Below are 25557 nucleotides of genomic sequence, written 5' to 3'. Positions count from 1 at the left end.
TGATTTACACGCTTTTTACTTTGATTCGATTGCTTTTACAAGGCGGATAAGCCAATACAAGAAAATCCATGGCAGTATGTAAGTTGTTACTACATGGACTAGACGAGGAAAGAAACCAGCTATGTTTATATCAAATATAGGAAGAAGTAAATAATTGATTGTGACGATTAGTATAATTATGAGAAACGTATAATTGAGTTTATCAGTTGATTTCATAATAATCACCCCTAATTACAAAAAATATCCACTTTATTTAAATTATAGCAATAAATATGATGGAAAAGAACAAGTAATAATTATAATTATTGTGCAAAATTTGCTATAATAAAAGAACGAACGTTCTGATTAGGGGGTGAGTACTATGCGAGAAATGTATCCAAAAAAAGGTCGTGTTATTTTACATGTAGATATGAATTGTTTTTTCGCATCTGTTGAAATTGCTCATGACTCATCGTTACAAGGGAAGCCGTTAGCGGTTGCTGGAAATGAAAAAGAAAGAAAAGGAATTATCATAACATGTAGTTATGAGGCGAGAGAATATGGAATACGTACAACGATGCCACTTTGGGAAGCGAAAAGGTTATGTCCGCAATTAATTGTAAGGCGCCCTAATTTTACATTATATCGCGAAGCTTCATTTCAAATGTTTCAAATTCTTTCCCGTTTTACGGAAAAAATACAACCAGTCTCAATAGATGAGGGGTATTTAGATATTACAGACTGTTACGCACTCGGTTCACCTCTTGAAATAGCAAAGATGATTCAGCAGGCGTTATTAACAGAATTGCAGCTTCCATGTAGCATCGGGATTGCTCCGAACCTTTTCTTAGCAAAAACAGCTTCTGATATGAAAAAGCCTCTCGGTATTACCGTGCTCCGAAAACGAGATATTCCAGAAATGATTTGGCCACTTCCGGTTGGAGCGATGCATGGAATTGGAGAAAAAACAGCTGAGAAATTAAAAGATATTCATATACAAACAATTGAACAGTTAGCAAAAGGAAATGAACATATCATTCGCGCTAAAATTGGAAAGCATGGTGTTGATTTACAAAGAAGGGCAAAAGGTGTGGATGATAGAGAAGTTGATCCGAGTCAAATGGGACAACATAAAAGCGTTGGTAATTCGATGACTTTTTCAAAGGATATGGATGAAGAAAAAGAATTACTTGATATGTTAGAAAGGCTATCAAAATCAGTGAGTAAAAGATTACAAAAGCGAACTCTTGTCAGCTATAATATTCAAATTATGATTAAATATCATGATAGGCGGACAGTAACGAGGAGTAAGCAATTGAAAAATGCCATTTGGGAAGAACGAGATATTTTTCAAGCGGCCTCTCGTTTATGGAAGCAACATTGGGATGGCGATTCCGTTCGTTTATTAGGTGTTACAGCTACTGAAATAGAGTGGAAGACTGAATCGGTGAAGCAATTAGATTTGTTTTCATTTGAAGAAGATGCGAAAGAAGAGCCGCTACTTGCTGTCATTGATCAAATTAATGATAAGTATGGAATGCCGCTTTTACAACGAGGTAGTCAATTATTACGTAAGCAAGAAAAGTCTTTTCAGCAAAAATTAGAAAATAAGTTTATGTAGAAGGTGTCATGAAGCTGTAAATATCATGACACCTTTTATGTTCAACTTGCTTCTAAATCTAATGAAGTTTTCCAACCAGCTGCAGTAACGCCAGATTCTAATAGCATTCTGCTCACTATTTTTTCAATTAAGACTGCTGTATTTGTGTTGCAGTGTAATGTCGCTTGTATACATACTTTTTGATTAGAATCTACGTCTTCACTATACAATTCTTTTAAACCAATGCCTTCAGAACTTACCATATGCATAAGTAAAAAACGAATATGGGCTTCATGTTCTTCTGAACAAGTGAGAGAAAGTAAGTAGTTCGTTTGTTCAGGTGATTCTTCTTTTGATTTCTGATTCATAAAGAGAGCGATTGGGCGAAGCAGTATGTTTGCTAGTAAAACACCAGCTGCACCTAATATAGCTGCAATGAGGAAACCAGCGCCTGTAAGAGTACCAACAGCAGCTGCGCACCATAGGGTAGCCGCAGTATTAAGCCCCCTAATACTAAAACCATCGCGGATAATAACGCCGCCTCCTAAAAAACCAATCCCACTGACGACTTGAGAGGCAATACGTGAAGGGCTAGCATCGTGATCAATCATGACGGATAATAAAACAAATATACAGGCACCAAGTGATACGAGAGCATTTGTCCGTAGCCCAGCCATCCTATGTCTCCATTGTCGTTCCATTCCGATGCAAGCACCTACAATAATTGCAATAAATAATCTTAGTACAATGTCATACCATACCATCATGGTCACCTCCGTACATATAAGTCTAAGTTATGTTTTTGAGAATGAGCGGGAAGCACCCGCTCATTCTCATTTTTATAACCAGCTATGAAACTTTTTAATATAAAGATTTTTCAGGAATTGTGTTAAGAAAGCATAGCCTAATAGTATTCCTACTAACCAAGGGAAATAGCTAAGTGGTAATGCTTGTAATCCAACGGCTGCTCCAAGTGGCGAGAATGGAATATAAATTCCGATTATCATAATACAAGCGGTTAATAAAAGAACCGGTACTGATGCGGTACTTTGAATAAATGGAATCTTCTGTGTTCTTATCATGTGAACAATTAAAGTTTGTGTTAGCAATCCAACGACAAACCAACCAGATTGGAATAATGATTGTTCGCTAGCTGTATTTGCACCGAAGACGTTCCACATGACCACATAGGTGATGATATCAAATATGGAACTAATGGGACCGATGCAAATAATGAAGTTCCGTAAATTTGCAGTATCCCATTTTCTTGGTTTTTCTAAAAACTCTTTATCCATTTTGTCCCATGGGATAGACAGTTGTGAAATATCATAAAGTAAGTTTTGAATTAAAAGGTGAATGGCAAGCATCGGCAAGAAAGGAATGAAGGCACTTGCTACTAACACACTAAATACATTTCCGAAGTTAGAGCTTGCTGTCATTTTAATGTATTTCAAAATATTACCGAATGTAGTGCGTCCTTCTAAAATACCTGCTTCTAATATCATTAAACTTTTTTCAAGTAGAATAATATCGGAAGACTCTTTTGCAATATCAGTTGCAGTATCAACACATATGCCAACGTCAGCTTCCCGTAACGCTACGGCGTCGTTAATGCCATCTCCCATATAACCTACAGTGTGTCCGTTTCCTTGTAATACTCGTATAATGCGGGATTTTTGCATTGGATTTAGTTTAGCAAAAACAGTTGTTTCTTCGGCTAGCTTTGCTAATGCTTTATCAGGTAAAGCATCGATTTCGTAACCAAGGATAGGCTCGCCAATATTTAATCCAACTTCTTTACATACCTTTTTTGTCACGATTTCGTTATCACCAGTTAAAATTTTTACTTGTACACCATGTTTTTGTAATGCTTGAATGGCAGTAGCGGCAGATGGTTTCGGCGGATCTAAAAAGCCAATATATCCAGCGAGAATCATATCATTTTCATCTTGTACGGCGTACTCTTTATTATTTGTTGGTCTATTTTTTTTATAAGCTACAGCAATAACGCGCATACCTTCACTATTCAAAGTTTCACTTAGTTGTTTTACATGTAAGCGCATGTCATCGGTAAGAGAAGCAATTTTGCCATCTATTTCAGTGTAGTTGCAAATAGATAAAATTTCTTCTACAGCCCCTTTACAGACCATTGTATGTTCACCTGAATTGTTTTTTACAATGACGGACATACGCCGACGAGCAAAGTCGAATGGAATTTCATCTAGCTTTTGAAAAACAGATGGATCAAATTTTTGATTTTCTTCTGTATGTTTTATAACGGCTTTATCTATTAAATTTTTCAATCCTGTTTGATAGAAGCTATTTAAATAGGCAAAGTGTAATACACGATTACATGTATTACCATTAGGATCTAAGTGGCGAACAAGTACAACTTTATCTTCTGTTAAAGTTCCTGTTTTATCGGTACAAAGAATGTTCATAGCACCTAAGTTTTGAATAGAATTCAGCTGTTTTACAATTACTTTCTGTTTAGACATGTTAACGGCACCTTTAGCTAAATTAGCAGTCACAATCATTGGTAACATTTCAGGTGTTAGACCAACTGCGATTGCAATAGCGAAGAAGAAAGCTTCTTGCCAATCCCCTTTTGTGAATCCGTTAATGAGAAGAACGATAGGTGCCATAATAAGCATGAATGTAATTAAAAGCCAGCTTACTTTGTTTACACCTTTATCAAAGCTTGTTTCTACGCGCTTACCGATTACTTTATTTGCTAAAGAGCCAAAATACGTATCGGTACTTGTGGAGATGACAACCGCTCTTGCGCTACCACTTACAATATTTGTCCCCATGAAGCAAAGATTTTCCATATCGAGTGGATTGTAATTTTTTTTCGTGCTTTTCGGTAATAGATGTTTATTTTCTGTATGGTAGCAGTTTTCGTATTTTTCTACAGGAAGTGCTTCTCCTGTTAAAGAAGATTGGTTCACAAATAAATCTTTAGCCGATAAAATACGCACATCAGCTGGAACAATGTCTCCGGCTGAAAGTGAAATAATATCGCCAGGTACAAGTTCCTCAATTGGAATTTCCGTTGTATCAGTTTGCTTTAAATTTTTTACATTTTTTGTTTCGTGTACAAATCCATCTATTCTAAAGACACTCGCCGTTGTTCGAACCATAGCCTTTAACTGATCTGCAGCTTTTTGAGAACGAAATTCTTGTGAAAAGCGAATCGTTGCACTTAGCATTACCATTACAGATACGACAATCGTTCCTTGTATGTCATCTGTGAAAAAAGAAAGTGCGCCGAGAGCTAATAAAACAAAAATAAATGGATTTTTAAATGCCAGCAGAAATTGAATGTACCACGGTGATGTTTTATTATGAGCTATTTCATTAAGGCCATATAAAGAAAGTCTACGAGACGCTTCTTCTTTAGAGAGTCCATTTTCTGTTGTTTCTAAAAGTCGTAACGCTTTGTTTGCATCCTGCGTTGCGACTTCCACTAATAATTTGTGATTTGTTTTCATACAATCTTGATCGTATGAATGTTTCGTTTCTTGTTTTTGTAAATTTAACATCGGTAGTTCCTCCTTTTTCATGAAGGAGGAAACAAGCTGTTACTCGACTATTTAAAATTAGGAGGAACAGTTTCTTTCCTACCTACATGATGAAATATTAACGTAAAACATATGGGTATCTGGGCCGAATCATCAATTGCCAACTGTTCCTCACCTCCGTACAATTTAGTAGTTTCTGAATATGCTATGTTTGTTTCATAGTAAGGTGCATATATACGTAAAAAGACCTTTACTCAAAACGAGTAAAGGTCTGAATTCGTAGTTAAAAGAGTCCACGACAAAGACTGTTAGTAAATATAGATTAAAACAGTTTTGTGTATGACAAAATATACGCACCTCTCCCTCGTTGAGTTTTAGCACTGTATAGCATAGGTACTGAAACCAGCTACGTTAAAAAAGGCCTTCATTCCGACCTTTCCTGTTGACCCATTGGCGTCTCTCGACATTTTTGGGCAGCAGCGTTTCTCTATACAGGAGCCTCACCTAACAGAGACCATATTCAATTACACGTTGAATGTTAGCACTGAAATTTTGTAGTGTCAATATATTTTTTTGAAAACTCAAATAGATTCATCTTGGCTATATAGTAGGAAATAAGAGGGGGGTTTTTGGAAATAAGTTTGGAAAATAAATACCGTAATAAACATAAAAAAAGCACTGATTACAGTGCTTTTTTTATAGATTATGAGATTGTAACATTTTCAAAAATAACAATTTCTGAACGATTTGTTGTTGAAACACGTTGTGCATAATATGTTAAAGCTGAAGAAATATATGTTGGTAACGAATCATTTGTATGTGTTGTTGTATATTCATGGATTAATTCTTTCAAAGTCGTCCATTCTAATTGTGCTGGGTGATCAGACACGAAAGAACTTACCCAGCGATCAAATGAAGATGAAAAATCAGTTTGTAAACGAAATGCTTCTTTCATAATAAAACGCTCCCTTAAAATGTAGTATAATCATTTTAACATAAAACACGAACGATTGCTAAGTTTTTTAAGTATAACGTTCGTGATATATAGTTGTCTAGATGATTGGTTATGTAAATTCGATTTGCCATTTGAAATAACATTCCGTAAGATGAAAGATAGATTATATAAAGAGCTGGAGGAAAGAAAGTGGAATTTGTATTTTTAGGAACTGGTGCAGGTGTTCCTTCAAAAGGAAGGAATGTTTCGGCAATTGCTTTGCAATTGTTAGAAGAACGAGGACAGACTTGGTTATTTGATTGTGGTGAGGCGACGCAACATCAAATATTACATACATCAGTACGTCCACGCCGCATTGAAAAAATATTTATTACGCATTTACATGGGGATCATATTTTTGGTTTGCCTGGTTTATTAGGAAGCCGTTCGTTCCAAGGAGGGACTACACCTTTAACAGTGTATGGACCAAAAGGAATTAAACAGTTTATTGAAGTCGCATTATCAGTAAGCACGACACATGTAAAATACCCGCTTGAAATTGTTGAGATAACAGAAGAAGGTACTGTGTTTGAAGATAATGAATTTCAGGTGGAAACGAAAAGATTGTCACACGGTATTGAATGTTTTGGGTATCGTATTATAGAGAAAGATATACAAGGCGCCCTTTTAGTCGATAAATTGCTGGAGATGGGTGTGAAACCAGGTCCACTCTTTAAACGTTTAAAAGATGGAGAAGTGGTTGAATTGGAAAATGGTACGATACTAAACGGACAAGATTTTATCGGCCCACCTCAAAAAGGAAGAATTATTACCATTTTAGGTGATACAAGATTTTGTGAAGCGAGTAGAGAGCTGGCACAAGACGCTGACGTACTAGTTCATGAAGCCACTTTTGCGGCAGAAGATGAACAACAAGCTTATGATTATTTTCATTCCACATCTAAGCAAGCTGCGAGTATTGCACTTCAGGCAAATGCAAAACGATTAATATTAACTCATATTAGTTCTCGTTATCAAGGGGATACATATAAGGAATTATTGAAAGAGGCAAGAGAGCTATTTTCTAATACAGAAATAGCTACAGATTTAAAATCATTTCCAGTGGACAGATAATAATGTTGTGAAAAAATGGTGACGAAAGGTTGCCATTTTTTTATTTCTAAAAAAAAATAAAAATAAAACTGTTATCATTTTACGCTTATATAGGATGAAACAGAAAGTTTTAATGATGCAAAGATATAAGATGAAACAACATAGTATCGATTGTTTAGAAAAACTGTTATATAAGTCAGACGACATACGAGTAGTACAAATAGCAAAAACAGATTGTTATTCAGAACTTTTAAAATTCATTAAAAGTAAGCGTTTTATTAAAAACAAGCTATAATGAGGACAGATTATAATTTACTGTAGGCTACATGTGTTTGAGACGTTTATCATAACAAGTGAAGTTGAATAAATTGTGAGAGGGCAACATGGAAATTATAATAGGAAGGACATTACTATTATTTGTATGAAGCCTTTTTCACTTTTTAGCTTTAAGGCATCAAAAGGTATGAAAGCAATGGGCGTTTCACTTGTTTGTGCTATGCTTGTAAGGGGTTCTGTGTTAAACTTTGGATTGCTACAAGACTTTACTGTAGATTATCTTATATTATGTGTAAATGAAGGTAATGCTAAGTTTCTTATTTCATATTATAACTGGTATTATTTCAGGATATATCGCTTCACTGTTATTCAAAAACGATCCAATTCGTATAGCGGAACAAATTCGTAGTACAACTGGAAAAGCAACCGATTTGGTAGCTTAATAGAATAGTAAAAAATTTTTTCATAGAGGTTTAGGGGGAGTTATGATGAAGTATCGCTCAGTATTTGATATTATCGGTCCAGTTATGATTGGTCCATCAAGTTCACATACAGCAGGCGCAGCAAGAATGGGGCAAGTTGCTCGCCAGCTGTTTCGTCATGAACCAGAAAGAGTAAGCATTTCATTATATGGATCATTTGCAAAGACGTATCGTGGGCATGGTACAGATGTAGCGCTAATAGGTGGGATATTAGGGTTTGAAACAGATGACTTACGTATTCCAGAGGCGCTAGAGATAGCAAAAGAGCGCGAAATTGAAGTGGAATTTATTGAAGAGGATGCCAATGCACCTCACCCAAATACAGCGAGAATTCGTTTGTATAAAGGTGAAGAAGAAATTGAAGTTGTTGCTTGCTCAATTGGTGGCGGTAAAATTGAAGTTGTAGAATTAAACGGATTCGATCTTCAATTATCAGGCACGAGTCCAGCACTACTTATTGTAAATAACGATCGCTTCGGTGCTATTGCAGCAGTAGCTTCAATCCTTGCGAAACACGAGATTAACATTAGTACAATGAGTGTTTCTCGTAAGGAAAAAGGAAGAAGAGCGCTTATGGTCATCGAAACAGATGAAATATTAGCAGATGAAGTGATTGAAGAAATAAAAGCGCAACAAAATATTTGTCAAGTAACTATTATGGAATAATTGCAGGGGGGACACACCATGTTTCGGAACGCAGCGGAACTAGTGGCGCAAGCTAAAGAACAAAATGTAAAAATCGCAGAAATTATGATTCAATGTGAAATGGAAACAAGAAGTATTTCACGTGAAGAAGTAATTGCTGGTATGGAAAAGAACTTAGTCGTGATGGAGCAAGCGGTAGAACGTGGTATTCGCGGAGTGAAATCACCAACTGGTTTAACTGGTGGAGATGCTGTAAAAGTTCAGGCGTATATGAAGAGTGGAAAAGGCTTATCTGGAGATACGATTTTGGACGCAGTGAGTAAAGCTGTTGCAACAAATGAAGTAAACGCAGCGATGGGAATTATTTGTGCAACACCAACAGCAGGGTCTGCTGGAACAGTGCCAGGTGTACTATTTGCACTAAGAGAAAAATTGCAGCCTACACGTGAAGAAATGATTGAATTCTTATTTACAGCGGGAGCTTTCGGTATGGTTGTTGCGAATAACGCTTGTATTTCTGGTGCAGCGGGAGGATGCCAAGCTGAAGTTGGTTCAGCAAGTGGAATGGCAGCTGCAGCTGCAGTTGAAATGGCTGGTGGAACACAAGACCAAGCAGCTACAGCGATGGCAATTTCATTAAAGAACATGCTTGGTTTAGTATGCGATCCTGTTGCAGGACTTGTAGAAGTACCTTGCGTAAAACGTAATGCAGCAGGAGCTGCAAATGCGATGATTTCAGCTGATTTAGCATTAGCTGGTGTAACGAGTACGATTCCATGTGATGAAGTAATTGAGGCGATGTTTAGAATCGGACAAACGATGCCAGTAGCACTTCGTGAAACAGCTGAAGGTGGACTTGCAGCAACACCGACTGGTCGCCGTCTGCAAGAAGAGATTTTTGGGAAGACGAATAACTAAAAATATATGTTTATAAAAAATGGAGCTCAAGTAAGATTGAGCTCCATTTTTTATTTTTCTTTTGTTAATTGTTCTAACGTTTTCCCAAGGTTATGTGATCGTTGCGCTGCCTGTGTAATACAGGAAATAAGCGCTTGTTGAAATTGGTGTTCTTGTAATACTTCAATGCCCGCTTCTGTCGTTCCACCAGGAGAGGTAATTTCCTTTCGCAAAATAGACGGGTGTTTTTCACTTGCTTTTAGCATTTCAGCAGCACCAATCATCGTTTGGAGAATAAGTGACTTTGCAACATCTTCTTTTAAACCGATTTTTTTTGCAGCTTCTTCCATCGCTTCTACTACGTAATAAATATAAGCAGGCCCGCTTCCGGATAATGCAGTGACAGCATGCATCTCTTCTTCCTCTACAACAGAGACGAGACCGATCGTTTCAAATAAAGCTATGGCAGTTTGAATATGTTCCTTTGTTGCATGTTTTGAAGATGAGATAGCAGTAGCTGATTTTAAAATAGCTGCAGATGTATTTGGCATGGCACGAATAATCGGAACGTCTTTTTGAAGTAGATTTCTAATTGAATGAGTAGAAACACCTGCTAATAACGAAATAATAAGCAGGTTATTATGTATGTCTTCTTTAAAAGGGGTAAGCGCTTCTGCAACATCTTTTGGCTTCATTGCTAGAAAAAGAATATTTGTATTAGTAAGTAGTTCTTTTTTATTATGTGTACCTTTGACACCGTATTTGTTATGTAGCTCCTGTAACCTTGTCTCATTAGAACGATTACTTACAGTAATTTGTTCGCCTTTCACAACATTTGCATGTAACAAGCCACCAATAATCGCTTCAGCAATAGAGCCCGCACCGAGAAAGGAAATGTTTTGAATAGACATGATGTTCCTCCTTTAATTTTGGTTAGAAATTCTTATAAATGTACATACATTCGTTTTTTTCTAGGAAACACCTCTTTTTATCTGAAAATAATGACAAATATATAAGGAAGTTGTAAACTGAAGAAGTATTCATTTTTGAACCGGAAAGAGACAGGGGGGCTAAGCATGACGGCGATTCACCGAATGGAGATTCCTGTGCCATTTGCAGTTGAAACTGTGAATGTGTTTTTAGTTGAGGGGGAGACATTAACATTAATTGATACAGGGACGAATACAGAAGAGGCAAGAAATGCGTTAGAAAGTCAGTTAGGTACATTAGGATATACGATAGAAGATATTAAAACAGTAGTTATTACGCATCATCATGCGGATCATTGTGGGCTTTTAAATATATTTTCTGAGAAGACGAACATTATTGGACACCCTTGGAATGAGCCGTGGATCACGCAAAATCCAGAATTTTTAAAGCGATATCATGATTTTTTTAGAGAGACGGCTTTACAATTTGGTGTTCCAGCAGCATTTTTGAAAGACGAGGCGTTATTGACGACAAGGACACTGAAATATTCTTGTAATAGATCGTTAACGCATACTGTGAGAGAGGGAGATCGTATTGATTCAATGCCTGGTTTTACAGTAATTGAAACACCGGGTCATGCTTCCACTCATATTTCATTATATAGAGAATCTGATGGAATACTAATTGGCGGAGATGCTCTCATTAGTCATATTTCTTCGAATCCAATATTAGAACCACCATATGAAGGACAAACAGAAAGGGCACGTCCATTATTACAATACAATCAAACGTTAAAGCGTTTAAGTGAAATGAATATTTCGCGCATTTTATCAGGACATGGAGAAGATGTTCTCCATGTGAAGCAACTTATTGAAACGAGATTACAAAAGCAAGAAACACGTGCATTTAAAGTGCTTGAGTTATTAAAGGAAAAACCAATGACAGCATTTGAAGTATGTGTAAAACTATTTCCGGTATTATATAAGGAACAATTGCCACTTACTATTTCAGAAACGGTTGGACAATTAGACTTTTTAGCATATAATCAACAAGTGATGATTGATGAATCTTCGCAACAATTGATTTATTATGCAAAGTAGGTGACAGCAATGACGGGACGTTTACAAAATAAAGTAATCGTCATTACAGGTGCTTCTAGTGGAATTGGAGAGCAAGTTGCAATGCAAGTTGCAGAGCAGGGAGCGACTCCAGTATTAATGGCTAGAACAGAAGAGAAATTAAAAGCGCTAGCAGACAAAATTAAAGAAACTTATAATACGCCTTGCTATTATTATGTATTAGATGTAAGTGAAGAGACGGGGATAAAATCTGTTTTTTCAAAGGTATTACAAGAAGTGGGACGTATTGATATATTAGTAAACAATGCGGGATTTGGTATTTTTAAAACGTTTGAAGATGCGTCAATGGATGAAGTGAAAGATATGTTCCAAGTAAATGTATTTGGATTAGTAGCTTGTACGAAAGCAGTTCTACCTTATATGGTGAAAAGAAACGAAGGGCATATTATTAATATTGCTTCACTTGCTGGGAAAATTGCAACGCCGAAATCAAGTGCGTATGCAGCGACGAAACATGCAGTATTAGGATTTACCAATAGTTTACGCATGGAGTTATCCAGTACGAATGTTTTCGTAACAGCGATTAATCCAGGTCCGATAGATACAAACTTTTTTGAAATAGCTGATCAATCCGGTACATATGTGAAAAATATGGGACGATACATGTTAAAACCAACATATGTAGCAGAGCAAATTGTAAAATCGATGCAAACGAAAAAGCGTGAAGTAAATTTACCGAAATGGATGGGCATTGGTCCGAAACTGTATGCTTTATTCCCAGGTTTATTTGAGCGCGTAGCAGGTAAATCATTAAGTAAAAAATAGGAGATTTCCATATGGAAATCTCCTATTTTTTTATCCCGCTTTAATGGGCAGTAAGACCCCCCTCAAAATTCAGCGAAAGCAAAGAAGTTAGGTGGGGGATCAACTGCCCATAAAAGTCCGATTGGTTCAACTAATAATCAGTGGGGGATGAAGAAAACCCCCACTGATTAAAGTTTCACTTTATTTTCCAGTCACATAATCGTAAACGATATCCTCAACTGCCTCGTATACATCAATTTTAGTATTTGAATGAATAATCGTTTGAATATGTTTAACAAGCATTTCCTGATCCTCATTTGACATAGGATTACATTGATATTGCTGAAAACTTTTTATAATCATTTTCTCAATTAATTTTTCATTCATGTTTTCCCCGCCTGTATGTACATATGTATTGTTTTATTGTACTTGAAGTGAAATAAAAAAACCACTATGCAATATTTATGTATAAAAATTCTGTTGTGTATATTATTTTTCTAGTAAAATTAAGTTTTTTAAGTTTGTAAAATTAATAAATATTTAATTGACTCTATAAATATACAATATTATAATCATACTTAATTTAAAGAATCGATATGAGGAGGAGCATATGAAGGTCGCGATTATTGGAGCAACTGGGTATGGAGGTATTGAGTTAATTCGGTTATTAGAACAACATCCATATTTTTCGATAGCATCTCTCCATTCTTTTTCACAAGTTGGCGAGTGTATAACAAATGTATATCCGCATTTTCAAAATGTTCTTGTTCATACGTTACAAGAAATTGATGCGGAGGAAATAGTGAAAGAAGCAGAAATTGTATTTTTGGCAACCCCGGCAGGAGTATCAGCAGAGCTAACTCCAAAATTATTAGCAGTAGGTTTAAAAGTAATTGACCTATCTGGAGACTTTCGTATGAAAGATCCTTTCATATATGAACAGTGGTACAAAAGGGCAGCTGCAAAAGAAGAAATTCTTAGTAAAGCTGTATATGGGCTAAGTGAATGGAAAAGGTCCGAGGTTCAAAATGCAAATTTAATTGCAAATCCGGGATGTTTTGCTACAGCTGCATTATTAGCGACATTGCCATTAGTTCGTAGCGACATAATTGAAGAAGATTCCATTATTATTGATGCGAAATCAGGAGTATCTGGAGCAGGAAAAACGCCAACAACGATGACTCACTTTCCTGAGTTATACGATAACTTGCGTATTTATAAAGTAAATGAGCATCAACACGTTCCTGAGATTGAGCAAATGCTCGCGGAATGGAATAGGGAAACGAAGCCAATCACGTTTAGTACACATTTAATACCGATATCACGGGGAATTATGGTTACACTTTATGCGAAAGTAAAGCGAGAAATGGAAATAGAACAACTTCAAAAATTATATGAAGAAACGTATGAACAATCAGCTTTTGTTCGAATTCGCATGCAAGGAGAGTTTCCAAGTCCGAAAGAAGTGAGGGGCTCAAATTATTGTGATATGGGGATAGCTTACGATGAAAGAACAGGAAGAGTGACAGTCGTTTCTGTTATAGACAATATGATGAAAGGTGCGGCTGGGCAAGCAATTCAAAATGCAAACATAATAGCGGGACTAGAAGAAACAACAGGTTTACAACATATGCCGCTTTATCTATAAGGGGGGACATGATGATTAAAGTAGCGTCTATTACAAAAGTAGAGAATGGTTCGATTGTAACTCCAAAAGGTTTCTCGGCCATTGGCAATGCAATTGGTTTGAAAAAGGAGAAAAAGGATTTAGGGGCAATCGTTTGTGATACACCAGCATCATGTGCTGCTGTTTATACAACAAATCAAATACAAGCAGCTCCCTTGCAAGTAACGAAGGATAGTATAACGACTGAGGGGAAATTACAAGCTATTATCGTCAATAGTGGAAATGCAAATGCTTGTACGGGAATGAAAGGATTACAAGATGCTTATGAGATGCGTGCATTAGGGGCGAAACATTTTGGAATGAAAGACAATTACGTTGCAGTAGCTTCAACAGGTGTAATTGGTGTTCCGCTGCCGATGGATATAATCCGAAATGGGATTGCTACTCTTATCCCGGCGAAGGAAGAAAGGGAAGCTCATTCTTTTTCTGAAGCGATTTTAACGACGGATCTTATAACGAAAGAAACTTGCTATGAAATGGTGATTGATGGGAAGAAAGTGCTGATTGCTGGTGTTGCGAAAGGTTCAGGGATGATTCATCCAAATATGGCAACGATGTTAAGTTTTATTACGACAGACGCTCATATAGAGCATGACGTATTACAAACCGCATTATCACAAATAACGAATCATACATTTAATCAAATTACGGTAGATGGAGATACTTCTACGAATGATATGGTCATCGTTATGGCAAGTGGATTATCAGAAACGAAACCAATCGATATGGAACATGCAGATTGGGAAACTTTCATATTTGCTTTACAGAAGGTATGTGAAGATTTAGCGAAAAAAATTGCACAAGATGGTGAAGGTGCTACGAAGTTAATAGAAGTAAATGTGCTAGGAGCTCAAACGAATGAAGAGGCAAAGAAAATTGCAAAGCAAATAGTCGGTTCGAGTCTTGTGAAAACAGCAATACATGGTGAAGATCCAAACTGGGGGCGAATTATTAGTAGCATTGGACAAAGTGAAGTCACGATTAATCCAAATACAATTGATATTACTCTTCAATCTATCGTTGTGCTGAAAAATAGTGAACCTCAAATGTTTTCTGAAGAGGAAATGAAAATGAGATTACAAGAACATGAAATTATGATTGATGTGTATTTACATTTAGGAGAAGAGACCGGATCAGCTTGGGGCTGTGACTTAAGTTATGAATATGTGAAAATAAACGCTTGTTATCGTACATAAGGAGAGGGAAGATGAGCGATTATATTGTAGTGAAATGCGGCGGTAGTATGTTGGATCAATTAAATGATGTGTTTTTTGATTGTATAAAGAAATTACAACAGAAGTATAAAGTAGTGATTGTTCATGGTGGTGGCCCAGAAATTGATGCTAAATTAAAAGATTGTAACATCAACGTAGAAAAAAGAGATGGATTACGGGTAACACCAAAAGAAGTTATGGATGTTGTTCAAATGGTGTTATGTGGAAGTACGAATAAAAAACTCGTAATGAATTTACAAAAGCATAATTTACTTGCGGTAGGTTGTTCGGGATGTGATGGCAATCTACTTCAAGTTCAACCTGTCAGTGAGGAGATAGGATATGTGGGAGAAGTAAGGTATGTCGAAACGGCCTTACTAAAAGGATTAATAAATATGAATTATATTCCTGTTATTGCTCCAGTCGGCATAAATGATAATGAGATTTATAACATAAATGCAGATACCGCCGCAGCTGGAATTGCGGCCGCATTATCTGCAAAAGAACTCATTTTTATTACGGATGTAGATGGGGTATTGCATGAAGGAAAGTTAGTAAAGAAAACCGACGAATTTGAGATTGTTAATTTTATAGAAAACGGTGTTATTACCGGTGGAATGATTCCGAAAGTACAGGCAGCACTAGCATCATTAAAAATGGGAGTGCAAAAGGTTAGTATCGTAAATGGGATGAAGGATTTTACCGAGATTACAGGTGAGTGTATCGGAACGACGGTAACGAGGGGCGTGAGTATTGCATGACAAGTCATCTTTTTCAAACGTATGGGAGAAGAAAGATTGAGTTTGTAAAGGGAAAAGGAACGAAAGTCATTGATAATAACAGTAAGCAATATTTAGATTTTACATCAGGAATTGGTGTATGTAATTTAGGACATTGTCATCCTACTGTTATGAAAGCTGTACAAGAGCAACTGCATGAAATATGGCATATATCTAACCTGTTTACAAACAGCTTACAAGAAGAAGTCGCGTCATTATTAACAGAAAACATAGCATTAGATTATGTGTTCTTCTGTAATAGCGGGGCAGAGGCGAATGAAGCTGCTTTGAAGCTAGCCCGTAAGCATACTGAAAAATCTCTCGTCGTAACATGCGAGCAATCTTTTCACGGTAGAACATTCGGAACGATGAGTGCGACGGGACAAAATAAAGTGAAAGAAGGATTTGGTCCGCTCCTTCCCTCTTTTTTACATACGCCTTTTAACGATATAAAGGCATTAGAGGAAGTAATGAATGAAGAAGTTGCGGCAGTAATGATAGAAGTTGTTCAAGGAGAGGGAGGAGTCATACCTGCTGATCTATCTTTTTTGAAAGCGATTGAAGCATTATGTAAGAAGTTCGGGGCCTTATTTATTATAGACGAAGTCCAAACAGGAATCGGAAGAACAGGGACATTATTTGCTTACGAACAAATGGGAATAACACCTCATATCGTTACTACTGCTAAGGCGCTTGGAAATGGCATTCCAGTTGGAGCAATGATTGGCCGGAAAGAACTTGGAATATCGTTTCCTGCAGGGTCACATGGTTCAACGTTTGGTGGAAATTATATTGCAATGGCTGCGGCGAAAGAAGTATTGCAAATAACTAAGAAACCATCGTTTTTAAAAGAAGTAAAGGAAAAGGGCGAGTACGTATTACAGAAGTTGCAAGAGGAATTACAACATGTCGAATGTATTCAAAATATACGTGGTAAGGGGCTTATGGTTGGAATTGAATGTACGCATGAAGTTGCAAGTTTTATAGAACAACTAGAAGAAGAAGGACTTCTCGTATTACAAGCAGGACCTAATGTTATAAGACTATTACCGCCACTTATTGTAACGAATGAAGAACTAGAACAGGCAGTATATATGATAAAAAAAGTAGTTTGTACAAAAAGCGTATCAATCATATAAGGGGGAATTTTCATGTCAACTGTACAAGTACCGAAATTAAATACGAAAGACCTTTTAACACTAGAAGAATTAACGAAAGAAGAAATTATTTCTTTAATTGAGTTCGCAATATATTTAAAAAAGAATAAGCAAGAGCCTTTACTGCAAGGCAAAATATTAGGTCTTATCTTTGATAAACATTCAACTCGTACTCGTGTATCTTTTGAAGCAGGAATGGTACAGCTCGGGGGACATGGTATGTTTTTAAGTGGAAAAGAGATGCAAATGGGAAGAGGAGAAACTGTTTCAGATACTGCGAAAGTATTATCGCAGTATATTGACGGGATTATGATACGTACATTCTCACATGCGGATGTAGAAGAGCTTGCAAAAGAATCGAGCATACCTGTTATTAATGGATTAACGGATGACCATCATCCTTGTCAAGCATTGGCAGACTTAATGACAATATACGAAGAAACAAATACATTTAAAGGAATAAAATTGGCTTACGTAGGTGATGGAAATAATGTATGTCATTCATTGTTGTTAGCGAGTGCAAAAGTCGGAATGCATATGACTGTTGCAACGCCTATAGGGTATGAACCGAATGAAGAGATTGTAAAAAAAGCGTTAGCGATTGCCAAGGAAACAGGAGCTGAAATTGAAATTTTGCATAACCCTGAATTAGCGGTGAATGAAGCAGATTTCATTTATACTGACGTTTGGATGAGCATGGGGCAAGAGGGCGAAGAAGAGAAATATACGTTGTTTCAACCATACCAAATCAATAATGAACTTGTTAAGCATGCGAAGCAAACATATCGCTTCTTACACTGTTTACCTGCCCATCGTGAAGAAGAAGTAACAGGCGAAATTATAGATGGGCCAAAATCTATCGTATTTGAGCAAGCCGGTAATCGATTGCATGCGCAAAAAGCATTATTAGTAAGTTTATTTAAAAATGTAGAAGAGCTTTCCTAAATGATGTACACCTCCAGTTGTGAGACACAAATAACAATTGGAGGTGTATTTTTTTTATTGAAATGTCATATGTATATTTAGTTAACTATTTCGATATCATCTATAATAAAAGAGGAAATGAAATTTGTTTTTCGGGGTGTGTAAGGGCATACTAGGTATAAAAATATAGTTAAAGAGATGATGAGAGTGAAAACAACTAAGAAAACATATTCGTTTTTTCAGCGGATGTGGAGAATATTAAAGTTTCAATATTATAAGTTGCTTCGATCACCAGAAGGAGCGAAGAAAGTATCGTTAGGTTTTGCGATTGGTTTTGGTTTAGAGATGTTGGTTATATATACGGCATCGCTCGTCTATTTAATATTTTATCCAATCGTCAGGTTAGCAAAGGGATCTTTTCCTGCCGCGGTGATTGGCAATATTATTGGAAAAATATCGTTTCTCCCAGTAGTTTTATTTCCGCTTGCGTATGCGCTAGGGAAAATGATTTATCCATTTCATGTGCAAAAAATACATCATGAACCCTTTACAATATCGGACTTGTTTTCAAGTCACATTTTTACGATATTAAAGAGCTTATTACAGAGTGAAGTGTATGTATTAATTGGAATGACGATTTTAGGGGTTGTGTTTGGTGTAGTTTCATATTTCGTTGTGCATTATTTATATGAAAAGAACCGTAAGTTACGTTTGAAGAACAGAAAGAAAAGAGTGAGAGAACCACTCATGCAAATATAAAGAGTGTCACACTCATTTTCTCCTTTGAATATGTTTAAGAAAAAGGAGGAGAGAATGAATGTATTATTATTACGTACCGCAAGTATATCCATATGTAAATTATTATCCGGTTTATGATACGAGTAGGCAATATGAATTATATCGACAACAACAACTACCGCAAATACCATCGCAACAACCTACGCAAGATCAAAAACCATATTTAACGACATGGCCATATTCAAATGTATACTATGGCAATTATTACGAATCATAAAGCTGCTTCTATTTAGAAGCAGCTTTATACGTTTGTTTTCAAAATTAAATTTTGAATGGTTTGAAGAGAGTGAATGAGTTTTTCACGTTCTTCCTCAGATAACGTTTGGAAATTTTCTTTTAATTTGTCTAAAATGAATTGTTGATACTGATTTACTAACAATTTCCCTTCAGCTGTCAGGGAAATTAAAATGACCCGTCGATCTTTTTCGCTATAATGACGCTCTATTAGTTCTTCTTGGATCAGTTTGTTTAATAGAGGTGTCATGTTAGGCCGTGAAATCGCTAGCCGCTTGCCGATTTCGGAAACTGCTAATGTGCCATTTTCATGCAGAAGCAGTAATACTTGTGTATGTGATGGCGGCATATGTCTTTGAGAAGAAAATTCTCCAGGAAGCATAAATTTGCGATAAAAAAGAGGCACTAGCGAAAGAAGATGATCAACAATACGTTCCCACTCGCGTGATTCCATATAAAGGCCCCCTTCCACTCTCATTGTAACAAAAAAGACATGTTATAAAAATAGAATTGTTTCATGCGAATTTTAATATTTGTAGGCCAACACTTTTTTTGTAAAGGAATCGGCAATAATCGAATAGCCTTTATCATTTGGGTGTACTTGGTCAAAGAGTAAATCTTTCTTATCATTCGATATTAATTTGCGAATTGGTAAAACGATAGATGGTTGATTTGCTTTTGCAATGGAATAAACGGATTCATTCCATCCGTCTAAAAACATATCTGCATAACTTGCGATGGAGTCATCGAGTTGTAACGGGTTATAGAGTTCAGAAAGAATGAGTAAAGCATCCGGATTTTGATCTCGGACTGTCTTTACAATATTTTTTACATCCGCTTCAAAATGAGCTTTTTCTTTATTTAACATTTTAATACCGTCTATAACACCGACATCACGATTTAAGCGAAATAAATTATTTCCCCCAATGTTAATTGTAATAATATTGGCTGCTCTAATTTTTTGCTTTACATCTTCTGATTGAACCTTTTTAGCGAGACGATCTGTTGTAAGACCGTTTATCCCAAGGTTTTCTACAGTAATTGGTTTATGAATTTGTGCTTCTATTTGTGTAGAGGCTAATTCAGCAAATCCCCCTTGTGTCGATCCATATCCTTTGGCAAGCGAATCACCTAGTACGAGATGATAAAAGGAATCGTTTGTTTGCTTATCAATCCAACTTGGAGTAGATGTTTTTTCTGTTTTTTCTTCGGGTTCATTTTGTTTTGTCTCATCGTTCTTTTCAAAATAAGAATAAGAAATGATTAGAAGGAGGAGACAAACAATTGTTAAGATGACTTTTTTCATAATTCATCCTCCTTGTAATTGGTAATTGTATCATATTCAGCAGTATTAACAATGTAAGGGCATATTATATGTTTATGAAAAGTTTACAATAACTTTACAGAAAATTTGTAGAAGTATGTCAAAAAATATTGACGATATGAAAGTACATTATATATGATAATGTCAGATAAGGTGAAATTTTAATTAGTAGGGCTTTATTTCCCGATGAGTAAAATCTCACCAATCGAGCGTTTAAGAGGACTACTCATTAACGCAGGATGAAATGAAAATCTTATCTCCAATAGAAGAAAAAAGGTATGTGATTAGAGACGGATTCATTTCATTATTTTTGGTAATTGTATAAGGGGGATTTTTTGTGAAAAAGTCAAAAAAAATGCTAGCTGGAGCAACTCTTGCTATTGGTGTTATAGCGCCGCAAGTATTGCCAGCAACAGCTCATGCGGATGAGCAAACTGGGGAGAGTACGGTTAACTTACGAATTCTAGAAACATCAGATATTCACGTTAACTTAATGAATTACGATTATTATCAAACGAAAACCGATAATAAAGTAGGTCTCGTGCAAACTGCAACACTTGTGAATAAAGCGCGTGAAGAAGCGAAGAACTCTGTCCTGTTTGATGATGGGGATGCATTACAAGGGACACCGCTTGGAGATTATGTAGCGAATAAAATAAATGATCCGAAGAAGCCTGTGGATCCTAGTTACACGCACCCATTATATCGTTTAATGAATTTAATGAAGTATGACGTCATCTCTCTTGGGAATCATGAATTTAACTACGGTTTAGATTATTTAAACAAAGTAATTAGTAAAACAGAATTCCCGGTTATTAACTCGAACGTCTATAAAGATGATAAAGATAATAATGAAGAGAATGATCAAAATTACTTTAAACCATATCATGTTTTTGAAAAAGAAGTAGAAGATGAATCAGGTCAAAAACAAAAAGTGAAAATTGGCGTAATGGGATTTGTTCCACCTCAAGTTATGAACTGGGATAAAGCAAATCTAGAAGGAAAAGTGAAAGCAAAAGATATAGTTGAAACAGCGAAAAAAATGGTGCCAAAAATGAAAGCAGAAGGTGCCGATGTTATCGTTGCACTAGCGCATTCAGGTGTTGATAAGAGTGGTTACAACGTTGGCATGGAAAACGCATCGTATTATTTAACAGAAGTTCCTGGTGTAGATGCGGTATTAATGGGACATTCACATACTGAAGTGAAGGACGTATTTAATGGTGTTCCAGTTGTAATGCCTGGTGTCTTTGGAAGTAACTTAGGTATTATAGATATGCAATTGAAAAAAGTAAATGGAAAATGGGAAGTACAAAAAGAGCAATCGAAGCCGCAACTTCGTCCGATTGCTGATAGTAAAGGAAACCCACTCGTACAATCTGATCAAAATTTAGTTAATGAAATTAAAGATGATCACCAAGCGACAATTGATTATGTGAATACAGCTGTAGGAAAAACGACAGCGCCAATTAATAGTTATTTCTCATTAGTACAAGATGATCCTTCTGTACAACTTGTGACAAATGCACAGAAATGGTATGTAGAAAAGTTATTTGCTGAAAATGGACAGTATAGTAAATATAAAGGAATTCCAGTTTTATCTGCAGGTGCACCATTTAAAGCAGGTGGCCGAAACGGTGCTACATATTATACGGATATTCCAGCTGGAACGTTAGCGATTAAAAACGTTGCAGATTTATATGTATATCCAAATACGTTATATGCTGTAAAAGTAAATGGGGCACAAGTAAAAGAATGGCTTGAAATGTCTGCAGGTCAGTTTAATCAAATTGATCCAAAGAAAACAGAAGAACAGCCATTAGTAAATATCGGATACCCTACATATAACTTTGATATTTTAGATGGCTTAAAATACGAAATTGATGTAACACAACCAGCGAAATACGATAAAGATGGAAAAGTTATAAATGCTAATACGAATCGTATTATAAATATGACATATGAAGGTAAGCCAGTAGCTGACAATCAAGAGTTTATCGTCGCTACAAATAACTATCGTGGAAGTAGCCAAACGTTCCCAGGCGTAAGTAAAGGGGAAGTTGTATACCAATCACAAGATGAAACGCGTCAAATCATTGTGAAGTATATGCAAGAAACGCCAGTTATTGATCCGGCAGCAGATAAAAATTGGGCATTTAAACCGATTGTTGCCGATAAATTAAATACAACATTCGATTCTTCACCAAATGCACAAAAGTATATAAAGAAAGATGGGAACATATCATATGTTGGACCATCTGAAAATGAATTCGCTAAATATGCAATTGATATAACGAAGAAGAACGATGATGATAAGGAAACTGGTGGAGAGAATCCAACAACACCGCCAACAGGTGAAGGAAATAATGGAGAAAATCCAACGACACCACCAACAAGTGAAGGAAATAATGGAGAAAATCCAACGACACCACCAACAGGTGAAGGAAATAATGGAGAAAATCCAACGACACCACCAACAGGTGAAGGAAATAATGGAGAAAATCCAACGACACCACCAACAGATGAAGGTAATAATACAGGATCTGGACAAACTACAACGGATAATCAAAACGTAAAAGAAACAACAACTGTAAGTGAAAAGAAAGAAGAACGTGATTTACCGAAAACAGGTACAAGTGTTGTTTCTACAATTGGAGCAGGTTTGGCGTTTGTTGGAGCAGGATTCCTTCTGTTATTTAGAAGAAAGAAAGCAAATAGATAGTGGAGAAATATAAAAAGGATTACCGATTCAGGTAATCCTTTTTGATATATTATGAAAGTGTTACAGCTTTTTCCTTCTTCCATGAAAGGCCAAATCCAGTAAAGCCGACGATAATTGTTACAACTGGACAAGCTAAGCAGAAGATTGCGAATGGAACGTAATCAAAAGTTGGAACGCCAAGGACGTTCGATAAGAATACGCCACTTACTCCCCATGGTACGAGCGGGTTAATAACTGTACCTGCATCTTCTAATACACGTGATAAATTACGACGTTCTAAACCGACTTCATCATATTTATTAGCGAATGCTTGTCCTGTTAAAACGATAGATAAGTACTGCTCACCAAGTAAGAAGTTCACACCGATTGCAGTTGAAGCAGTAGAAATAATTAAGCGTGTGCTAGTTTTTACGAAGCTAGAGATGATATTCATTAGCTGCGTAATAATACCCATTCCTTGTAATAATCCTCCCATACAAAGAGCTAGGAAAATAAGAGCGATTGACATCATCATACTTTGCAGGCCACCTCGAGATAATAAGCTATCAATATCTTTCATACCCGTTTTAGAAACGTAACCGTCTTGCATAATTTTCATTAAATCAGTTAAAGAAGTACTAGGTTTAAATATAAATAGGATAATGATCCCTACTATAATTCCAGCAAGTAATGTTGGAACTGCTGGAACTTTTTTAAATGCGAATAGGAACAGTAATAAAATTGGAATAAGTGTAAAGATAGAAATCGTTGCATTTTTCTCTAATGTGCTAATGAAGTTTGTGAAGTCAACGTCTCCACTAGTACCGCTTCCTAAAATGAAAAATGCGATAAAAGCAATAATGAAAGCTGGAACTGTTGTCCAAAGCATGTTACGAATATGCTCAAATAAATCTACACCCGTTACAGCTGGCGCTAAATTTGTTGTATCAGATAAAGGAGACATTTTATCTCCAAAGAATGCACCAGAAATAATTGCACCAGCGATTAGAGCAGGATCGTATCCGAGAGCACTACCCATGCCCATAAAGGCAAGTCCTACAGTTGCGGCAGTTGTAAAGGCACTACCGATACTTGTTCCAACAATTGCACAAACAACAAAAACAGTTGGAATGAAAATTTTTGGGGATACAAGCTGGAAGCCGTATACCATTAAAGTTGGAATTGTTCCAGCAGCGATCCAAACACTAATTAATACGCCTACAAGTAAGAATATAAAAATAGATGGAATACCAGCTGAAATACTACTTATCATTCCTTTTTCCATCGTAGACCAATCAATTTTTTTCATAAATCCAAATGCTAATAAAAGAACGATACCAAATAAAATTGGGATGTGTGGTGAAACTTCTAATTGAATAACACTAAAGCCAATGCAGAAAAAGATAAATACTGTTAAAAGAACAGATTCAATTTTTGAAACCATTGTTTTCCCCTCCTAAGTAATCTAAAATAGATCTTTTTTATATAAAATTCGCCAATATTGTTTATTTCCTTCTAAATTTTAGAATTTTGTGACAAATTACCGGTAATTGTTGTTTCTTTAATATGATACGGAAATGAATGGATAAAAAAACGTCCCTGCATATAATTATGCAGGGACGAAGAAATCGCGGTACCACCCTAGCTTGTGAAATGAATGTATCACAAAATAAAGGGTCGTATGATATGCGCTAATAAAATAAAAACGCCCCTGCAATATATGCAGGGACGAAAAGTTCGCGGTACCACCCTAAATTGTGAAACAGTGTCGTTTCACCACTCTTTAGATATAACGGTCTATAACCGTCTTTCACTACTCCTTACGTTTCGCAAAAGAAGCTCCAGGGGGTAATTCATAATTCGCTCTGTACTGGTTCGCACCGACCACCAGCTCTCTGAAAGCAGAAATCGAAATACTACTAAATCCTATCAATGCCGATTCATATGATGTTAGTTAAATTTTTATCATATATTCGTCTCACATGTCAATAAAAATATTCAATAATTTTTTAGGGAAATAAAGGAGAACGATTTTAATCCTATGAAAATGTGCGTTATAATGAATTTGAAAGGGGAGGAAAGAGTGAAGAAAAAAATAATTCTTTTTACCACTTTACTAGTCATTGGCGGAAGTGCTGGCATTTACACAGCTTTTGCAGCTGAATCAGAGCAGGCGAAGCAAAAGCAAATACAGCAGTTAGAAGTGAAGAAAGCGAAAGAAGCTGAAGAGAAGAAGTCGATGGAAAAAGCAGCTGATAAACTAGGGGTTTCTACGGAAGGAAAAACAAAAGAAGAGGTTGCGAAAGAAGTAAATACCGCAAGATTTGAGAAGCGACATGATCTATTGATTGAACATGCAAAACAACTTGGAATTGAAACAGAAGGAAAAAAAGACGAAGAGATTATTTTAGAAATCGGAAAGATACAACATGGAAAGTAGAACAACTTATCTTATGATAAGTTGTTCTTTTTTAAG

General features: G+C 36.2%; 25 protein-coding genes, 1 riboswitch and 1 other annotated feature. Of the genes, 16 read left to right on the top strand and 9 right to left on the bottom strand.

All coding sequences use genetic code 11. The annotated features are described in order from the left end of the window. Positions 1 to 15 precede the first annotated feature (15 nt). Positions 16 to 216 (bottom strand): hypothetical protein, encoded by a 201-nt coding sequence (locus tag ACTFNE_RS02220; RefSeq protein ID WP_270706413.1) that lies wholly within the window; start codon positions 214 to 216, stop codon positions 16 to 18. A 145-nt stretch (positions 217 to 361) separates the two neighbouring features. Between ACTFNE_RS02220 and ACTFNE_RS02215 the strand changes: the two genes are divergently transcribed. Further along, complete coding sequence (locus ACTFNE_RS02215) at positions 362 to 1600, top strand: DNA polymerase IV (RefSeq protein ID WP_001208839.1); 1239 nt, start codon at positions 362 to 364, stop codon at positions 1598 to 1600. 41 nt (positions 1601 to 1641) lie between these two features. Here ACTFNE_RS02215 and ACTFNE_RS02210 read toward each other — a convergent pair whose 3' ends face one another. The 3 genes from ACTFNE_RS02210 to ACTFNE_RS02200 all read right to left on the bottom strand — a co-directional run bounded on the left by ACTFNE_RS02210 (position 1642) and on the right by ACTFNE_RS02200 (position 6058). Further along, complete coding sequence (locus ACTFNE_RS02210) at positions 1642 to 2343, bottom strand: MgtC/SapB family protein (RefSeq protein WP_000262357.1); 702 nt, start codon at positions 2341 to 2343, stop codon at positions 1642 to 1644. A gap of 75 nt (positions 2344 to 2418) precedes the next feature. Beyond that, on the bottom strand, positions 2419 to 5124 hold the full coding sequence (mgtA, locus tag ACTFNE_RS02205) for a magnesium-translocating P-type ATPase (RefSeq protein ID WP_046197852.1): 2706 nt from the start codon (positions 5122 to 5124) through the stop codon (positions 2419 to 2421). 330 nt (positions 5125 to 5454) lie between these two features. Further along, a riboswitch (M-box (ykoK) riboswitch) is annotated at positions 5455 to 5622 on the bottom strand. Positions 5623 to 5806: 184 nt separating this feature from the next. Next, on the bottom strand, positions 5807 to 6058 hold the full coding sequence (locus ACTFNE_RS02200; protein ID WP_000656494.1) for a DUF3932 family protein: 252 nt from the start codon (positions 6056 to 6058) through the stop codon (positions 5807 to 5809). A gap of 189 nt (positions 6059 to 6247) precedes the next feature. Here ACTFNE_RS02200 and rnz point away from each other — a divergent pair, with 189 nt between their 5' ends. The 4 genes from rnz to sdaAA all read left to right on the top strand — a co-directional run bounded on the left by rnz (position 6248) and on the right by sdaAA (position 9471). Next, the gene (gene rnz, locus ACTFNE_RS02195) at positions 6248 to 7171 is read left to right on the top strand and encodes a ribonuclease Z (RefSeq protein ID WP_270706412.1); all 924 of its coding nucleotides are present in this window, start codon (positions 6248 to 6250) and stop codon (positions 7169 to 7171) included. A gap of 551 nt (positions 7172 to 7722) precedes the next feature. After that, a complete protein-coding gene (locus ACTFNE_RS02190) occupies positions 7723 to 7869 on the top strand; it encodes a hypothetical protein (RefSeq protein WP_001998205.1) in 147 nt (48 codons plus the stop codon). Between the two features lie 45 nt (positions 7870 to 7914). Next, entirely contained in the window at positions 7915 to 8574 is a 660-nt protein-coding gene (gene sdaAB / locus ACTFNE_RS02185; protein ID WP_000877446.1) for an L-serine ammonia-lyase, iron-sulfur-dependent subunit beta, read from the top strand. 18 nt (positions 8575 to 8592) lie between these two features. Continuing rightward, positions 8593 to 9471 carry an L-serine ammonia-lyase, iron-sulfur-dependent, subunit alpha gene (gene sdaAA, locus ACTFNE_RS02180; protein ID WP_000489462.1) on the top strand — a complete coding sequence of 293 codons (879 nt, stop codon included), beginning with the start codon at positions 8593 to 8595 and terminating at the stop codon, positions 9469 to 9471. 50 nt (positions 9472 to 9521) lie between these two features. On the opposite strand, the gene proI is transcribed toward sdaAA, so the two are convergent. After that, a complete protein-coding gene (gene proI / locus ACTFNE_RS02175) occupies positions 9522 to 10361 on the bottom strand; it encodes a pyrroline-5-carboxylate reductase ProI (protein ID WP_000027267.1) in 840 nt (279 codons plus the stop codon). A gap of 165 nt (positions 10362 to 10526) precedes the next feature. Between proI and ACTFNE_RS02170 the strand changes: the two genes are divergently transcribed. After that, on the top strand, positions 10527 to 11480 hold the full coding sequence (locus tag ACTFNE_RS02170; protein WP_270706411.1) for an MBL fold metallo-hydrolase: 954 nt from the start codon (positions 10527 to 10529) through the stop codon (positions 11478 to 11480). 9 nt (positions 11481 to 11489) lie between these two features. After that, on the top strand, positions 11490 to 12284 hold the full coding sequence (locus ACTFNE_RS02165; RefSeq protein WP_000147807.1) for an SDR family NAD(P)-dependent oxidoreductase: 795 nt from the start codon (positions 11490 to 11492) through the stop codon (positions 12282 to 12284). Between the two features lie 180 nt (positions 12285 to 12464). Here ACTFNE_RS02165 and ACTFNE_RS02160 read toward each other — a convergent pair whose 3' ends face one another. Next, on the bottom strand, positions 12465 to 12650 hold the full coding sequence (locus ACTFNE_RS02160; protein ID WP_046197857.1) for a YqzH family protein: 186 nt from the start codon (positions 12648 to 12650) through the stop codon (positions 12465 to 12467). Between the two features lie 223 nt (positions 12651 to 12873). Between ACTFNE_RS02160 and argC the strand changes: the two genes are divergently transcribed. From argC to ACTFNE_RS02125, 7 genes are all read left to right on the top strand, one after another. Further along, a complete protein-coding gene (argC, locus tag ACTFNE_RS02155) occupies positions 12874 to 13911 on the top strand; it encodes an N-acetyl-gamma-glutamyl-phosphate reductase (RefSeq protein ID WP_270706410.1) in 1038 nt (345 codons plus the stop codon). Between the two features lie 11 nt (positions 13912 to 13922). Next, complete coding sequence (gene argJ, locus ACTFNE_RS02150) at positions 13923 to 15146, top strand: bifunctional glutamate N-acetyltransferase/amino-acid acetyltransferase ArgJ (protein WP_270706416.1); 1224 nt, start codon at positions 13923 to 13925, stop codon at positions 15144 to 15146. Positions 15147 to 15157: 11 nt separating this feature from the next. Further along, positions 15158 to 15925, top strand: a complete 768-nt coding sequence (gene argB / locus ACTFNE_RS02145) for an acetylglutamate kinase (RefSeq protein ID WP_270706409.1) — start codon at positions 15158 to 15160, stop codon at positions 15923 to 15925. After that, positions 15922 to 17082 carry an acetylornithine transaminase gene (locus ACTFNE_RS02140; RefSeq protein WP_439997955.1) on the top strand — a complete coding sequence of 387 codons (1161 nt, stop codon included), beginning with the start codon at positions 15922 to 15924 and terminating at the stop codon, positions 17080 to 17082. The genes argB and ACTFNE_RS02140 overlap by 4 nt, the downstream gene beginning before the upstream one ends. Positions 17083 to 17094: 12 nt before the next feature. Next, a complete protein-coding gene (gene argF, locus ACTFNE_RS02135; RefSeq protein ID WP_000108858.1) occupies positions 17095 to 18045 on the top strand; it encodes an ornithine carbamoyltransferase in 951 nt (316 codons plus the stop codon). 177 nt (positions 18046 to 18222) lie between these two features. Then, a complete protein-coding gene (locus ACTFNE_RS02130; protein WP_002028428.1) occupies positions 18223 to 18783 on the top strand; it encodes a DUF2062 domain-containing protein in 561 nt (186 codons plus the stop codon). A 58-nt stretch (positions 18784 to 18841) separates the two neighbouring features. Next, complete coding sequence (locus tag ACTFNE_RS02125; RefSeq protein ID WP_000291952.1) at positions 18842 to 19039, top strand: hypothetical protein; 198 nt, start codon at positions 18842 to 18844, stop codon at positions 19037 to 19039. A gap of 24 nt (positions 19040 to 19063) precedes the next feature. On the opposite strand, the gene ACTFNE_RS02120 is transcribed toward ACTFNE_RS02125, so the two are convergent. Both ACTFNE_RS02120 and ACTFNE_RS02115 read right to left on the bottom strand, forming a co-directional pair. Then, positions 19064 to 19510 (bottom strand): MarR family winged helix-turn-helix transcriptional regulator, encoded by a 447-nt coding sequence (locus ACTFNE_RS02120; protein ID WP_000445819.1) that lies wholly within the window; start codon positions 19508 to 19510, stop codon positions 19064 to 19066. A 72-nt stretch (positions 19511 to 19582) separates the two neighbouring features. Then, positions 19583 to 20362: a GDSL-type esterase/lipase family protein gene (locus tag ACTFNE_RS02115; protein WP_046197861.1), complete on the bottom strand. Its 780-nt coding sequence runs from the start codon at positions 20360 to 20362 to the stop codon at positions 19583 to 19585. A 355-nt stretch (positions 20363 to 20717) separates the two neighbouring features. On the opposite strand from ACTFNE_RS02115, the gene cpdB reads away from it, so the two are divergent. After that, complete coding sequence (gene cpdB / locus ACTFNE_RS02110; protein ID WP_439997954.1) at positions 20718 to 23102, top strand: bifunctional 2',3'-cyclic-nucleotide 2'-phosphodiesterase/3'-nucleotidase; 2385 nt, start codon at positions 20718 to 20720, stop codon at positions 23100 to 23102. A gap of 49 nt (positions 23103 to 23151) precedes the next feature. Here the strand turns inward: cpdB and nhaC are convergent, their stop codons facing one another. Further along, positions 23152 to 24525, bottom strand: coding sequence for a Na+/H+ antiporter NhaC (gene nhaC, locus ACTFNE_RS02105; protein WP_046197863.1), 1374 nt, complete (start codon positions 24523 to 24525; stop codon positions 23152 to 23154). Positions 24526 to 24802: 277 nt separating this feature from the next. Next, positions 24803 to 25023: a binding site (T-box leader), on the bottom strand. Positions 25024 to 25164: 141 nt separating this feature from the next. Here nhaC and ACTFNE_RS02100 point away from each other — a divergent pair. Continuing rightward, entirely contained in the window at positions 25165 to 25521 is a 357-nt protein-coding gene (locus ACTFNE_RS02100; protein WP_000726889.1) for a hypothetical protein, read from the top strand. Positions 25522 to 25557: the final 36 nt, after the last annotated feature.

The sequence above is a fragment of the Bacillus cereus group sp. MYBKT111-2 genome, from assembly GCF_051915205.1.
Taxonomy (GTDB): Bacteria; Bacillota; Bacilli; order Bacillales; family Bacillaceae_G; genus Bacillus_A; species Bacillus_A paranthracis.
Note: the sequence above shows the minus strand (reverse complement) of the source record. Positions and strands in the feature narration are given on the sequence as shown.